Source organism: Bradyrhizobium sp. GW821-FHT13H06 (assembly GCF_058803975.1).
On the sequence record NZ_JBXAPN010000003.1, the window covers coordinates 219,260 to 232,919 of the forward strand.

The following is a 13,660-nucleotide window of genomic DNA, read 5'->3' on the forward strand; positions in this document are numbered from 1 at the left end:
ACGAAGAAATCAACAATGCACCAACAATGATGTCACGCATCCAGCCGGCTGAACACCAGCGTGGCGTTGGTGCCACCGAAGCCGAAGGAGTTCGACAGCACGGTGCCGATCTTGACGTTGTCGATGCGCTTGCGCACGATCGGCATGTCGGCGAACACGGGATCGAGCTCCTGGATGTGCGCGCTCTCGCAGATGAAGCCGTTGTTCATCATCAGCAGCGAATAGATCGCTTCCTGCACGCCGGTGGCGCCCAGCGAGTGGCCGGTCAGCGCCTTGGTCGCCGAGATCGGCGGGCACTTCTCGCCGACGCCGAACACCTTCCGGATCGCCTCGATCTCCGGCGGATCGCCGGCGGGTGTCGAGGTCGCGTGCGGATTGATGTAGTCGACCTTGGTCTTCACCGTCGACATCGCCATGCGCATGCAGCGCTCGGCGCCTTCGCCCGAAGGCGCCACCATGTCGTGGCCGTCCGAGGTCGCGCCATAGCCGACGATCTCGCCATAGATCCGCGCACCGCGCGCCTTGGCATGCTCAAGCTCTTCCAGCACCAGCACGCCGGCGCCGCCGGCGATGACGAAGCCATCGCGATTGAGGTCGTAGGGACGCGAGGCCGTGGCCGGCGTGTCGTTGTATTTCGAGGACATCGCGCCCATGGCGTCGAACAGCACCGACAGCGACCAGTCCAGCTCCTCGCAGCCGCCGGCGAAGATGATGTCCTGCTTGCCGATCTGGATCGTCTCATAGGCGTTGCCGACGCAATGGTTCGACGTCGCGCAGGCCGAGGAGATCGAATAGTTCACGCCCTTGATCTTGAACCAGGTTGCAAGCGTCGCGGAGGCCGTGGAAGACATCGCCTTCGGCACGGCAAACGGGCCGACGCGCTTGGGTCCCTTGGAGCGGGTGATGTCGGCGGCTTCGACGATGGTGCGGGCCGAGGGACCGCCGGAGCCCATGATGATGCCGGTACGGATGTTGGAGACTTCATCCGGCGACAGGCCGGAGTCCTGGATCGCCTGCTCCATCGCGACGTGATTCCACGCCGCACCCTGGCCGAGGAAACGCATCGCGCGGCGGTCGACCACCGTCGACGGATCGAGCGTGGGCTCACCTTGCACCTGCGAACGGAAGCCGAGCTCGGCATATTTCCCTGCCCGCGAAATGCCAGACTTCGCCTCGTGAAGGCTCGCAAGCACTTCCTGGGTGTTGTTTCCGATGGACGAGACGATGCCCATTCCGGTGACCACAACCCGCCTCATGACAGCCTCGCCTCAATCGTTGTCTTCTTGGTGATGCGCTCAGACCAGGTTGGTGCCCTGCTTGAACAGGCCGACCTTCAGATCCTTGGCGCGATAAATAATCTGGTCATCGACCGAAAGCCACCCGTCGGCGATGCCGAGCACCAGCTTTGCCCGCATCACGCGTTTGATGTCGATGTTGTACACAACCTTGCGGGCGTCGGTCAGCACCTGGCCGCCGAACTTCAGCTCGCTCAGGCCGAGCGCCCGGCCGCGGCCTTCGCCGCCGACCCAGCCGAGGTAAAAGCCGACCATTTGCCACAGCGCATCCAGGCCGAGGCAGCCCGGCATCACCGGGTCGTTCTTGAAATGGCAGCCGAAAAACCAGAGGTCAGGCTTCACGTCGAGTTCGGCGCGCACCAGGCCCTTGCCGAATTCGCCGCCATTGTCGGTGATCTCCGTGATGCGGTCGAACATCAGCATCGGCGGCAGCGGCAGCTGGGCATTGCCCGGACCGAACATCTCGCCGCGGGCACAGGCCAGCAGATCTTCGTAATCATAACCGTTGCGCCTGTTCAGCATTCACGAGCCTCTGTTCAATCCCGATTGAGCGGCGTTCTTTGGCGAAAATGGCCCCGTCTCGATCGGACAGCAACGCCAATTGCCACCGTCGGCCGCGACTCGCGCAAGCCCCGGATGGACTGCGAACCAAGCCTTCATGCTCGGCTGCGCCAAAATCGGCTAAGCGGAACCGCGCGCTCTCTAACACAGGCCATTTCGGGTGGCAAAGCGCATCCATGAAGGTAAAATGACGCGCTCACCACGCGGTTCCAAGCCTGATTAGAACCTCTCTAGTTGCGAGAAACTTGCATCTGCATCTTTCTCTTCTTATACTACAAAGAGATATTGTTCACGCGTGCCCGAAATCTGGAAATGACCGAGAATACCGCGTCCCACTACGACGACGACGCCCATGCTGCGGCCCTCCTGTCCGGCCGCCAGCCGGCTTTGACCGGCTGCCCGTGGCACGACGTCAACGAAATGCTCCAGTCCGCGGGGCTCCGTCCGACGCGCCAACGCATGGCGCTCGGCTGGCTGCTGTTCGGCAAGGGTGCACGTCACCTCACGGCTGAAATGCTCTACGAGGAAGCGACGCTGGCCAAGGTTCCGGTATCGCTGGCGACCGTGTACAACACGTTGAACCAGCTCACCGATGCCGGCCTGCTCCGCCAGGTCAGCGTCGACGGCACCAAGACCTATTTCGACACCAACGTCACGACCCACCATCACTACTACCTCGAGAACAGCCACGAGCTGGTCGACATCGAGGACCCGCATCTGGCGCTGTCGAAGATGCCGGAGGTGCCCGAGGGCTACGAGATCTCCCGCATCGACATGGTCGTGCGCCTGCGCAAGAAGCGCTGAGGTCGTCCTACATCGCTGATCTGATCGTCATGGCCGGGCTTGTCCCGGCCATCCACGTTCTTGGGCTAAGCGTGAAAGTACGTGGATGCCCGGGACGAGCCCGGGCATGCCTGCGGCGTCAATTCACCTGCTCGTCCGAATAGACGCCCCAGAGGCGCTCCTGCTGGATCCAGCCGTCAAAGCCGTTGCCGATGACGCGGCACCAGTTTGCAGCGCACTTCTTCACCTGCGTGACGACGCCGGCCTGGAGCTTTGCTGCAACCGCGCTGTCGGGATCGGGCCGGTCGTAGATCGGGGCGAGGTCGTCCTTGTGCTTCATGGTGACGACCGCGGTGCGGCGGCCCGACAGCAGCGAGTGATAGACCCAGCCCTCGGCCCCCTCGGAATCGCGCACCCGGCGCCAGTTCTCGAACTCGGCGGTGATTTCGACCGGCAGGCCGGCGCGGGTGTAGACCCAGGCGACGTCATTGTCCTTGGTCGGGCCGGCGCGGACGTTCACGTGATCCGATTTGAGGCTGACATAGCGCGGCACCGGCAAGCCGCTGGCGGTCTGCGGGGTATTGTCCTTCGCCGAATGCGAGGGGCCGACCGAGGCGCTCAACCAGGTGCAAACGAGCGCCATCACCGAACAAAAACGCCCCAACGCCATCAACCCGTCTCCTGTCGAAGACCCGGCAAAACCGGATCCTCACCCCAAATTCCAAAACCCTGCCGCGTCTGCCCCTTTTCCCGCCCCACGCGGGTTCCAAGCCTTGGCCCGTGGTTCTTGTCTTGGCCCGGCCTTCTGCTAGAGAGGACGGGCATTTGAACAACCAGTTTGCCCCGATTTTCCGGCCGGAAATGTCGGGAGAGCTTGGAGGAATCGCCGGGGACGGACACGGCAAGGGCAGTGTCGAACAACCGGGTTAATGAGGCCTCAACGGCCGGCCTTTGGCGACAGAGGCGGACCGCGACGCCTCATGAGAGCAGGACATGTCGGTGAAGAAAAAGCCCCTCGTCGTCGTGACGCGCAAGCTGCCGGATTCGATCGAGACGCGAATGCGCGAGCTGTTCGACGCGCGCATCAATCTCGAGGACACGCCGATGTCACCCGACCAGATCGCGGAAGCCGCGCGCACCGCCGACGTGCTGGTTCCGACCGTGACCGATCACATCAGCGCCGATGTCGTGAACCAGCCCGACTGCAAGCTCCGCCTGATCGCCAATTTCGGCAACGGCGTCGACAATATCGACGTTGCAGCCGCCCATGCCCGTGGCATCACCGTCACCAATACGCCGAAGGTTCTGACCGAAGACACCGCTGATATGACCATGGCGCTGATCCTCGCCGTGCCGCGGCGGATGATCGAAGGCGCCTCAATCCTGACCGAGGGAAAGCCCTGGGCGGGCTGGTCGCCGACCTGGATGCTGGGCCATCGCATCGGCGGCAAGCGTCTCGGCATCATCGGCATGGGCCGCATCGGCCAGGCGGTGGCGCGCCGCGCGCGCGCATTCGGCCTTCAGATCCACTATCACAACCGCCGTCCCGTCGCTCCCGTCATCGCCGAAGAGCTCGGCGCGACCTATTGGGAAAGCCTCGACCAGATGCTGGCGCGGATGGACATCATCTCGGTGAATTGTCCGCACACGCCCGCGACCTATCACCTGCTCTCGGCGCGACGGCTGAAGCTGATCCGCAAGGACGCCTACATCGTCAACACCGCGCGCGGCGAGGTGACCGACGAGGACACGTTGATCAAGTTGATCGAAGGCGGCGAGATTGCCGGCGCCGGCCTCGACGTCTACGAGCACGAGCCCGCAATCAACCCGAAGCTGGTGCGGCTCGCCAGGGCCGGCAAGGTGACGCTGCTGCCGCATATGGGCTCGGCCACGATCGAAGGCCGCGTCGAGATGGGCGAGAAGGTGATCATCAACATCCGTACCTTCCTCGACGCCCACAAGCCGCCGGATCGCGTGCTGCCGAGCATGCTCTGAGGCTTACGTCCCGCGCCCTTCCCGCTTGCGCCAATCCGCGACGAAATCGATGAAGGCCCGCAGCGCAGGCGGCGTCTGGCGGCGGCTTGGATAGTACAGGAACGGTCCGGGAAACGGCTCGCACCAATCCTCCATCAGGCTGACCAGCGCGCCGGACTTCACGGCATCATGCACGTAGCCATCGAGCGTTGCCCACACGCCGACACCGTCGAGCGCGGCGCGCATGGCGAGGCCCATATTGGTCGAGATCAGCTTGGCCGGCGGATCGACCTTCATGATCTGACCCTTCTTCTCGAACTCCCAATCATGCATGACCCCGCTCGAATAGCGGGCGCGGATGCAGTCATGATCGAGAATATCCTTCGGATGCTTCGGCTTGCCGCGGCGCGCAAGGTACGCAGGCGAGGCCACGATGACGTAACGCTGCGGACCACTCAGGGAGACCGCCACCATGTCCTGCGCGAGGTGCTCGCCGTAACGGACGCCGGCATCAAAGCCGGCGCTGACGATGTCGACGAACCCGCTCTCGGAAACGATGTCGAGATCGACCTGCGGATGCGCCGCCAGAAACGGCCCGACCATCGGCGCCAGCACCAGATCGACCGCCGGCGGGGGCGCGTTGATGCGGAGGCGGCCCGAGGCGACCTCGCGCAGTCCGCGCACCTGATCCAGGGCATCGCCAACATCGCGCAAGGCCGGAGCGACGCGCGACAGCAGCAGTTCGCCCGCCTCGGTCAGCGCGACGCTGCGCGTGGTGCGGTTCATCAGGCGGACGCCGAGGCGCTCCTCCAGGTCCCGGAGCCGCTGGCTGAGACTCGACACCGACACACGAATTTCGACCGCCGCACGCCGGAAATTGCGGGTGCGGGCGACCGCCATGAAGACATCGAGATCGCGCAGGTCAGGCTCGGCCATTGTTCGCTAATGTGAACAAGCCATTCCGGATTGTCCAGCTTATCGGCTCAATCGGTCGGGCGCATATCTGCCTCGTCACGCGGCGCTCAGCCGCCGCCCTTCGAGGAGAGCCATCATGGAACAACGAAAACTCGGTTCAACCGGCCCCACCGTCTCGAGCCTCGGTCTCGGCTGCATGGCCATGTCCGACGCCTATGGTCCCTCCGATCGCGGCGAGAGCATCGCCACCATCCATGCGGCGCTCGATGCGGGCATCACGCTGCTCGACACCGGCGATTTCTACGCCATGGGCCACAATGAAATGCTGATCCGCGAGGCGCTCAAGGACGTTTCACGCGAGAAGGTGCGGATCAGCGTCAAGTTCGGCGCGCTACGCGGCCCCGCCGGCGACTTCATCGGCATGGACTGCCGGCCGGCCGCAACCAAGAACTTCCTCGCCTATTCGCTCCAGCGGCTCGGCACCGACCATGTCGACATCTATCGTCCGGCGCGGCTCGATCCAAACGTTCCCATCGAAGAGACCGTCGGCGCCCTCGCCGATCTCGTGAAGGCCGGCTACGTCAGGCATATCGGCCTGTCCGAGGTCGGCGCCGACACCATCCGCCGCGCGCATGCGGTGCATCCGATCGCCGATCTCCAGATCGAATATTCGCTGATCGAGCGCGGCATCGAACGCGACATTCTCAAGACCTGCCGCGAGCTCGGCATCGGCATCACCGCCTATGGCGTCCTGGCGCGCGGCCTGATCAGCGGTCACTGGTCGAAGGATTCGGGCAAGGCCGGCAAGGACTATCGGCTGATGACGCCGCGCTTCCAGGGCGCGAACCTCGATGCCAATCTCGCGCTGGTGGATTCTCTGCGCGCGATCGCGAATGAGGTCGGCGCGACGCCTGCGCAGGTCGCGATCGCCTGGGTGGCGGCGCAGGGCCCGGCGATCGTGCCACTGGTCGGCGCCCGGACCCGCAACCGTCTGGCTGAAGCGCTCGGCACAACCAAGGTGACGCTGACGCAAGCTCATCTCGCAGCATTGGCGAAAGCCTTCCCGCCGGACGTCGCTTCGGGCACGCGTTACGCGGCCGAGCAGATGGCGCATCTCGACAGCGAGAAACCGGCCACGAGGTAGCGGCGGCAATCAGGTGCGATGGGCGCTGAGATCGCTGATCACAGGCCCGTCGCCGTTGAGCGGATTGGCCGGATCGCGCCCGTAGCGCAGCGTCTCGAAGCGCATCGCGCGCGCATCGATCATCAGGAGACGGCCGACGAGGCCGTCGCCGAAACCGACGATCTCGCGGATCGCTTCCAGCGCCATCATCGAGCCGAGCACGCCCGCGAGTGCCCCCATGACTCCGGCCTCCGCACAGGCCGGAACGGTTCCGGGTGGGGGTGCTTCCGGAAACAGGCAGCGATAGGTCGGATTGAATTCGCCCTGCTCGTTCGTCTCATGCGCGCGGATGGTGGTGAGCGAGCCGTCGAAAGTGCCGAGCGCCGCCGTGATCAACGGCCGCTTCGCGAAGAAGCAGGCGTCGGAGACGAGATAGCGCGTCGAAAAATTGTCGGAGCCGTCGAGCACGAGGTCATAGTCGCCGATCAGGCTGAGCGCGTTGTCCGCGTTGAGCCAGGTGGCGTGGCCGACGAAGCGGACATGCGGATTGAGCGCCGAGATCCGCTCGGCGGCGCTCTCGACCTTGTGGCGGCCGATATCGGGCGTGGTGTGGATGACCTGGCGCTGCAGATTCGACAGCGAGACCACGTCGTCGTCGACCACGCCCAGCGTGCCGATGCCGGCGGCAGCCAGATACATCAGCGCGGGGGCGCCGAGCCCGCCGGCGCCGATCACCAGCACGGAGGCCCGCTTCAGCGCAGCCTGGCCCGGCCCGCCGACGTCGCGCAGCACGATATGGCGGGCATAGCGTTCGAGTTCGTCCGGGCTCAGCATCGTCTTTCGTTCCTCTCACCCCTCATGGTGAGGAGGCGCAAAGCGCCGTCTCGAACCATGAAGGCCCCGATCTCGCCTGCAGCCATCCTTCGAGACGCGGCCTCCGGGCCGCTCCTCAGGATGAGGAGCTCAGTTCGTGGCCACCAAGCGCCTGAACCACCCCAACATTGTTCGCGACCAACGAGATGTGCTTCAATGACACTGCGTTCAATGGGCTGGCTGGATTTGTCATGAGATCGATGCTTGCGGCAACACTGATGTTTGCGGCCGCCACAGGCGCGAACGCCCAGATGACGCCGCCACAGGTCCCCGGCACCAAGCCGAAAACGGTCCAGACCGTACCGATCCAGCCTCCCGCGATGCAGACGCCGTCGGCGACGGCCGATGCCATGGCAAAAGCGGAGCGGCTGTCGCTCCAGTCCAACCTCGCCTGGGTCGGCCAATATAACGGCGCCATCACCGGCGACGTCAGCGAGCGCATGGTCAACGCCATCAAGGAATACCAGAAGACCAGGGGCGGCAAGCCGACCGGCGTGCTCAATCCGCAGGAGCGCGCCGCGCTCGCCGAGGCGGCGCGAAAGAAGCAGGAGAGCGTCGGCTGGAAGATCGTGACGGAGCCGACCAGCGGCGCCCGGCTCGGCATCCCCGGCAAGCTGGTGCCGCAGCAGGCAAGCGACGCCAACGGCTCGAAATGGACCTCGCCGACCGGCACCGTTCAGGTGCTGCTCAGCCGCCGCAAGGAGGTGAACCCGACCTCGGCAAAGCTCGCCGATCTGGAGAAGGAGCCATCCGGGCGCAAGGTCGACTACACCGTGGTGAAGCCCGACTTCTTCGTGCTGTCGGGCTTGCAGGGCCTGAAGAAGTTCTATGTCCGCGGCACCTTCAAGGGTGACGAGGTCCGCACCATGACGATCGTCTACGACCAGGCGACCGAGAACACGGTCGAGCCGGTCGTGATCGCGATGTCGAGCGCCTTCAATGCATTTCCGTCCGGACCGCAAGCCGGGCCGCCGCCGCGCAAGACCGTCGAATACGGCACCGGCATCGTCGTCAGCGACGACGGTGCGATCGTCACCGACCGCCTCGTCACCGATGGCTGCCTCGCGATCACGATCGCCGGTCATGGCAACGCCGACCGCCTCGCCGAGGACAAGGAGCATGATCTCGCGCTCCTGCACATCTACGGCGCCCGCGCCCTGAAGCCGCTCAGCCTCGCCGGCGGCGCAGCGAAGGCGAATGTCGACATCGTCGGCATCGCCGATCCGCAGGGCCAGGGCGGCGCGGCCGGCGTGTCGAGCGTCAAGGCTGCGCTGGCGGCGGCCACGCAGAGCGCTTCCGCACTGTCCCCGCCGCCGGCGATCGGATTCTCCGGCAGCCCGGCCATCGACGCCGACGGCAAATTCGCCGGCATGGCGCTGCTGAAGCCGGCAATGGTTGCAGGACCTGCGACGTCGGTGCCGGCGTCACAGGCCGTGATGGTCTCCGCCGAGAGGATACGGGATTTCCTGAAGGCGAACGGCGTCGCTGCGAACGGCACGTCGACGGATGCGAAAGCCGCCGTCGTGCGCGTGATCTGCGTGCGCAAGTAGGACGGGCAACATCACCGCTCTCTCTCGTGCCCCGGACGCGGCGCGGCATGAAATGCCGCTCCGCTGCGCCGGGACCCATGCGTCGACAGCTCCGCTTGCGGCTTCCGGGCCCCGGCTCGGCAGCGCATCGCTTTCGCACTGCGCTTTGTCCGGGGCAGGAGACCGATCGGCAGCACCTTACGTACGATTACGGGTCCGGTAATGGTACGGATTCGCTGGCATTCCCCATTCCGCCATCATCGTTACCGTTGATTCGGACCCCCGCGATCCCCTTTGGATCGGGCCGGCACGTCCTGAGCGAGAAGAGCTCAGCATCGCAAAGCGGTGCACGTTCGCGTGGCGTATTCCTGACCCAGCCCTCCAAAGGATTGAACTTCAATGCACACGATCGTACTGGCCACCCAAAAGGGCGGCAGTGGCAAGAGCACACTCGCCGTCGGTCTCGCGCTGGCGGCTAGGCAGTCCGGCTTCACCGTTCGCCTGATCGAGACCGACCCGCAGGGCACCCTGTCCAACTGGCAACGCCGCCGCACCACCGACGATCTCATCGTCGAGCCGATCTATCACGCCGCCGATATCCAGCCGCGCCTGAAGATGCTCGCCGACAGCGGCCTCCAGCTCGCGATCGTCGACACCGCGGCCGGTCTCAGCGCCGCGACCACCGCCGCAATCCGCCATTCCGACCTCTGCCTGATCCCGGCCCGCCCGAGCGTCGCCGACATCGAGGCCACCGCCTCGACGCTGAGCGTCGCGCGCGCCTGGAGGCGGCCCTTCGGCTTCGTGCTGAACCAGACGCCGATCCGCGGCCAGCGGATCGACAACGCGGCCAACACCCTCGCTGAAGAAGCTTCGCTCGATCTCGCCGACGTGCTCGCGCGTCCACTGATCGTGATGCGCAACGACCACCAGGATTCGCTCGCCAGCGGCCTTGCCGTGAGCGAATTCGCGCCGAACGGCAAATCAGCGGACGAGATCCGCGGCCTCTGGCGCTGGATCCAGACCCGGCTGGAGCTCAAGGCCCCGACCAATGTCCTGATCGAGCAGGTGATGTCGGCCGCCGACGGCATGTTGCACGCCGCCGCTGGCCTTGCCGCGGACGAGACCACCACATCGGCGTCCTGAGCGGGGCGCTCGCTCAGCCGCCAGGCGGGGCTTCTTCGCCATCCGCAGAAAGAGCCCAGGCGACGAAGCAATCCGGCGACCAGCCCCGGCCGGATTGCTTCGTCGCAGGAGCTCCTCGATATGACGATTGCGGCTTCACTTCTGACATTTCGGACACCAGAAGGTCGACCGGCCGTTCTGCGTGAACCGCTTGATCGTGCCGCCGCAGCGCGGCGTCGTGCATTTCTCGCCTTCGCGGTCGTAGACCTTGAATGAGTGCTGGAAGTAGCCGAGTTCGCCTGACGTCTGGCGATGGTCGCGCAGGCTCGAGCCGCCGGCCTTGATGGCATCGTTCAACACGGTGTGAATCGCGCCGACCAATCGCTTGGCGTGGTCCGTTGGCTCGCCCCCGGCGACGCCTTTGCGTTGTCCGGACTTCGTCGACAAGGTCGCGGCGATCCGGCGCGGCGACAGATGCGAGCGGTGCAGCGCCTCGCAGACATAGATGTTGCCAAGCCCTGCCACGACGCGCTGGTCGAGCAGCGCGGCCTTCAGGCTGGTGGTCTTGCCGGCGCAGGAGCGCGCCAGCATCGCGGCGTCGAATTCGTTGCCGAGCGGCTCGGGTCCGAGGCCGCGAAGCAGAGGCTCGTCGTCGAGCGCATTGCGCGCGATCACCTTCATGTAGCCGAAGCGGCGTGGATCGTTGAACACGATGTCGGCGCCGGAGGACATCCGGAACAGCACGTGGTCGTGGGTCGAATCCTTGGCCCGCGGATAGTGAAACTCGCCGGGCCGAGTTTCGTTGTCCGGCTTGATGACGCGGAACGAGCCCGACATGCCCAGATGCATCAAGAGCACGTCGCCGGAGGCAAGGTCCGCCATGAGATATTTTGCACGGCGGCCGAGTCCGGTGACGAGCTGCCCCTTCAGCCGCGCCACGAAGTCCGGCTGGAACGGAAAACGCAAATCCGGCCGGCGGGCCTCCGCGACGAGGATCTTCGCACCCTCCATCACCGGCTGAAGGCCGCGGCGGACGGTCTCGACTTCTGGCAATTCAGGCATGGTCAGGCATTCACCTTATGAGGGCGGTGTGATAGCGCCATTGCGGCGGGCGCGCTATGGTCCGCCTCGCGGAGTAGGGTAATGGATCGGCCGGGCGAAACCACGCATTTTGGCTTCAGGGACGTCCCCCTGGGCGACAAGCAGACGCTGGTGAACGATGTGTTTCACAGCGTGGCGTCGCGCTATGACTTGATGAACGACCTGATGTCCGGCGGCCTGCACCGGGTCTGGAAGGACATCATGATCACGGCGCTCGACCCGCCCCGGGGCGACCGGCCGTTCGCGCTGCTCGACGTTGCCGGTGGCACCGGCGACATCGCGTTCCGCGCCGCCAAGGCCGCGGGTGCGGGTTTCCATGCCACCGTCTGCGACATCAACACCGATATGCTGGCCGTGGGCCGCGAACGCGCCGCCAAGCAGCATCTCGACACCCGGGTCGACTTCGTCGAAGGCAATGCCGAAACGCTCGCCTTCGCCGATCGCAGCTTCGACGCATATACGATCGCTTTCGGCATACGCAACGTGCCGCAGATCGACCTGGCGCTGCGCGAGGCCTATCGCGTGCTGAGGCCCGGCAGCCGCTTCCTCTGTCTCGAGTTCTCCACCGTCGAGATGCCCGGGCTCGACAAGCTCTACGATCTGTTCTCGTTCAAGGTGATCCCGCCGCTCGGCCGCATGGTCACTGGCGATGCCGAATCCTACCAATATCTCGTCGAATCGATCCGCAAGTTTCCGAAGCCTGCCGCTTTCGCCGACATGATCCGCGAGACCGGCTTTTCCCGCGTCAGCTGGCAGACACTCTCCGGCGGCATCGTGGCACTGCATTCGGGCTGGCGTTTGTGATCTCTGCCATCACCCACATGACGCGCCTGATCCGCGCCGCGTTCGTGTTCGCGCGTGAGGGCGTGTTCGGCTCGGTCGATCCGAGCCTGGTGCCGCCGCCGGGACAGCTCGCACTGAAACTGGCGCGCCTCATCGAACGCCGCGGCACCAAGCACGGCCCGCGGATAGCGCGCGCGCTGACGCGGATGGGCCCGGCCTATCTCAAGCTCGGACAATTCCTGGCGACGCGTCCCGACGTGGTCGGCGTCATCATGGCGCGCGACCTCGAGAGCCTGCAGGATCGCCTGCCGCCGTTTCCGCAGGACGAGGCCGAGGCCGCCATCGCGACGTCGCTGGAGCGACCGCTGAAGGACATTTTCGCAAGCTTCGGCCCGCCGGTCGCGGCTGCCTCGATCGCGCAGGTGCATCGTGGCGAAGTGCTGCGCGACGGCATCCGCAAATCGGTCGCCGTGAAGGTGCTGCGGCCCAACGTCGCCGCACGCTTCCGCCGCGATCTCTCCGATTTCTTCTACGTCGCGCACAAGGCCGAAGCCCATTCGGCCGAGGCGCGGCGGCTGCGCCTCATCGAGGTCATCAACACCATGTCGCGCTCGGTCGCGATGGAAATGGATTTGCGGCTGGAAGCCGCCGCGCTGTCGGAGATGGCAGAGAACACGCGCGACGATCCTGATTTCCGCGTGCCGACTGTCGACTGGGATCGCACCACGCACAACGTGCTGACGATGGAGTGGATCGACGGCATCGCGCTGAACGACCACAAGCGCCTTGCTGAGTCGCAGGTCGACCTGCCCGACCTCGGCCGCAAGATTATCCAGAGCTTCTTGCGGCACGCGCTGCGCGACGGCTTCTTCCACGCCGATATGCATCCGGGCAATCTGTTCCTGGATGACGCCGGCCGGCTCGTCGCGGTCGATTTCGGCATCATGGGCCGGCTCGGCATGAAGGAGCGGCGCTTCCTCGCCGAGATCCTGCTCGGCTTCATCACCCGCGACTATCGCCGCGTCGCCGAGGTGCATTTCGAGGCGGGCTATGTGCCCGCGCACCATTCGGTCGAGAATTTCGCGCAAGCCATCCGCGCCATCGGCGAGCCGATCCACAACCGCACCGCCGAGGAGATCTCGATGGCGCGGCTGCTGACGCTGCTGCTCGAGGTCACCGGCCTGTTCGACATGACCACGCGGCCCGAGCTGATCCTGCTGCAGAAGACCATGGTGGTGGTCGAGGGCGTGGCCCGCGGCTTCGATCCCAAGCTCGACATCTGGAAGATCGCCGACCCCGTGGTACGCGAATGGATCGAGCGCAATCTCGGGCCCATCGGCCGGGTGCAGGGCGCGCTGGCCGGGACCGGCGACATCGCGCGCGTGCTGATGCGCCTGCCGGAGATCGCCGAGCGGTCGGTGAAGGTCCTTGAGCAGCTCGAGACCATGACGCGCGAGGGCATCAGGCTGTCGCCGGACAGCATCGCGGCCATGGGGCGCAGCGAAGGCCGCAAGAACCGCTGGCGCACCGTGGCGCTGTGGATCATCGCCGCGACATTCATCGGAATCCTGATCGCCGTCCGGAATCTGTGATTGCACTGC

General features: G+C 65.4%; 13 protein-coding genes. 7 read left to right on the top strand and 6 right to left on the bottom strand.

What is annotated here, in order from left to right; translation table 11 throughout:
• Positions 1 to 32: 32 nt before the first annotated feature.
• A complete protein-coding gene (gene fabB / locus AC1RQP_RS13450) occupies positions 33 to 1,256 on the bottom strand; it encodes a beta-ketoacyl-ACP synthase I (protein WP_492937338.1) in 1,224 nt (407 codons plus the stop codon).
• A gap of 39 nt (positions 1,257 to 1,295) precedes the next feature.
• Entirely contained in the window at positions 1,296 to 1,817 is a 522-nt protein-coding gene (fabA, locus tag AC1RQP_RS13455) for a 3-hydroxyacyl-[acyl-carrier-protein] dehydratase FabA (protein WP_239628432.1), read from the bottom strand.
• Between the two features lie 351 nt (positions 1,818 to 2,168).
• Here fabA and irrA point away from each other — a divergent pair, with 351 nt between their 5' ends.
• Positions 2,169 to 2,660 (top strand): iron response transcriptional regulator IrrA, encoded by a 492-nt coding sequence (gene irrA / locus AC1RQP_RS13460; RefSeq protein WP_035674497.1) that lies wholly within the window; start codon positions 2,169 to 2,171, stop codon positions 2,658 to 2,660.
• A gap of 118 nt (positions 2,661 to 2,778) precedes the next feature.
• Here the strand turns inward: irrA and AC1RQP_RS13465 are convergent, their stop codons facing one another.
• A complete protein-coding gene (locus AC1RQP_RS13465; RefSeq protein ID WP_028176484.1) occupies positions 2,779 to 3,309 on the bottom strand; it encodes an SH3 domain-containing protein in 531 nt (176 codons plus the stop codon).
• Between the two features lie 323 nt (positions 3,310 to 3,632).
• Here AC1RQP_RS13465 and AC1RQP_RS13470 point away from each other — a divergent pair, with 323 nt between their 5' ends.
• Positions 3,633 to 4,634, top strand: a complete 1,002-nt coding sequence (locus AC1RQP_RS13470) for a 2-hydroxyacid dehydrogenase (protein WP_492937339.1) — start codon at positions 3,633 to 3,635, stop codon at positions 4,632 to 4,634.
• 3 nt (positions 4,635 to 4,637) lie between these two features.
• Here AC1RQP_RS13470 and AC1RQP_RS13475 read toward each other — a convergent pair whose 3' ends face one another.
• The gene (locus AC1RQP_RS13475) at positions 4,638 to 5,549 is read right to left on the bottom strand and encodes a LysR family transcriptional regulator (protein WP_492937340.1); all 912 of its coding nucleotides are present in this window, start codon (positions 5,547 to 5,549) and stop codon (positions 4,638 to 4,640) included.
• Positions 5,550 to 5,664: 115 nt separating this feature from the next.
• On the opposite strand from AC1RQP_RS13475, the gene AC1RQP_RS13480 reads away from it, so the two are divergent.
• Positions 5,665 to 6,672, top strand: coding sequence for an aldo/keto reductase (locus tag AC1RQP_RS13480; RefSeq protein WP_492937342.1), 1,008 nt, complete (start codon positions 5,665 to 5,667; stop codon positions 6,670 to 6,672).
• 9 nt (positions 6,673 to 6,681) lie between these two features.
• Here the strand turns inward: AC1RQP_RS13480 and AC1RQP_RS13485 are convergent, their stop codons facing one another.
• Complete coding sequence (locus AC1RQP_RS13485) at positions 6,682 to 7,485, bottom strand: HesA/MoeB/ThiF family protein (protein WP_239628437.1); 804 nt, start codon at positions 7,483 to 7,485, stop codon at positions 6,682 to 6,684.
• Between the two features lie 230 nt (positions 7,486 to 7,715).
• Between AC1RQP_RS13485 and AC1RQP_RS13490 the strand changes: the two genes are divergently transcribed.
• Together AC1RQP_RS13490 and AC1RQP_RS13495 are read left to right on the top strand one after the other, a co-directional pair.
• Positions 7,716 to 9,074, top strand: coding sequence for a serine protease (locus tag AC1RQP_RS13490; RefSeq protein ID WP_492937343.1), 1,359 nt, complete (start codon positions 7,716 to 7,718; stop codon positions 9,072 to 9,074).
• Positions 9,075 to 9,452: 378 nt separating this feature from the next.
• On the top strand, positions 9,453 to 10,196 hold the full coding sequence (locus tag AC1RQP_RS13495) for a nucleotide-binding protein (protein WP_492937344.1): 744 nt from the start codon (positions 9,453 to 9,455) through the stop codon (positions 10,194 to 10,196).
• Between the two features lie 135 nt (positions 10,197 to 10,331).
• On the opposite strand, the gene mutM is transcribed toward AC1RQP_RS13495, so the two are convergent.
• Positions 10,332 to 11,237, bottom strand: coding sequence for a bifunctional DNA-formamidopyrimidine glycosylase/DNA-(apurinic or apyrimidinic site) lyase (mutM, locus tag AC1RQP_RS13500; protein WP_492937345.1), 906 nt, complete (start codon positions 11,235 to 11,237; stop codon positions 10,332 to 10,334).
• 81 nt (positions 11,238 to 11,318) lie between these two features.
• Between mutM and ubiE the strand changes: the two genes are divergently transcribed.
• Positions 11,319 to 12,080: a bifunctional demethylmenaquinone methyltransferase/2-methoxy-6-polyprenyl-1,4-benzoquinol methylase UbiE gene (gene ubiE / locus AC1RQP_RS13505; protein ID WP_492937346.1), complete on the top strand. Its 762-nt coding sequence runs from the start codon at positions 11,319 to 11,321 to the stop codon at positions 12,078 to 12,080.
• Positions 12,077 to 13,651: a 2-polyprenylphenol 6-hydroxylase gene (gene ubiB / locus AC1RQP_RS13510; RefSeq protein ID WP_492937347.1), complete on the top strand. Its 1,575-nt coding sequence runs from the start codon at positions 12,077 to 12,079 to the stop codon at positions 13,649 to 13,651. The genes ubiE and ubiB overlap by 4 nt, the downstream gene beginning before the upstream one ends.
• Positions 13,652 to 13,660 lie beyond the last annotated feature (9 nt).

Excerpts from the sequence above, each read along its gene's own strand:
- ubiE (WP_492937346.1), top strand. The coding sequence starts at position 11,319 with ATGGATCGGCCGGGCGAAACCACGCATTTTGGCTTCAGGGACGTCCCC.
- AC1RQP_RS13490 (WP_492937343.1), top strand. The coding sequence starts at position 7,716 with ATGAGATCGATGCTTGCGGCAACACTGATGTTTGCGGCCGCCACAGGC.
- irrA (WP_035674497.1), top strand. The coding sequence starts at position 2,169 with ATGACCGAGAATACCGCGTCCCACTACGACGACGACGCCCATGCTGCG.
- AC1RQP_RS13465 (WP_028176484.1), bottom strand. The coding sequence starts at position 3,309 with ATGGCGTTGGGGCGTTTTTGTTCGGTGATGGCGCTCGTTTGCACCTGG.
- AC1RQP_RS13480 (WP_492937342.1), top strand. The coding sequence starts at position 5,665 with ATGGAACAACGAAAACTCGGTTCAACCGGCCCCACCGTCTCGAGCCTC.
- AC1RQP_RS13470 (WP_492937339.1), top strand. The coding sequence starts at position 3,633 with ATGTCGGTGAAGAAAAAGCCCCTCGTCGTCGTGACGCGCAAGCTGCCG.
- AC1RQP_RS13475 (WP_492937340.1), bottom strand. The coding sequence starts at position 5,549 with ATGGCCGAGCCTGACCTGCGCGATCTCGATGTCTTCATGGCGGTCGCC.
- fabB (WP_492937338.1), bottom strand. The coding sequence starts at position 1,256 with ATGAGGCGGGTTGTGGTCACCGGAATGGGCATCGTCTCGTCCATCGGA.
- AC1RQP_RS13495 (WP_492937344.1), top strand. The coding sequence starts at position 9,453 with ATGCACACGATCGTACTGGCCACCCAAAAGGGCGGCAGTGGCAAGAGC.
- AC1RQP_RS13485 (WP_239628437.1), bottom strand. The coding sequence starts at position 7,485 with ATGCTGAGCCCGGACGAACTCGAACGCTATGCCCGCCATATCGTGCTG.
- mutM (WP_492937345.1), bottom strand. The coding sequence starts at position 11,237 with ATGCCTGAATTGCCAGAAGTCGAGACCGTCCGCCGCGGCCTTCAGCCG.
- fabA (WP_239628432.1), bottom strand. The coding sequence starts at position 1,817 with ATGCTGAACAGGCGCAACGGTTATGATTACGAAGATCTGCTGGCCTGT.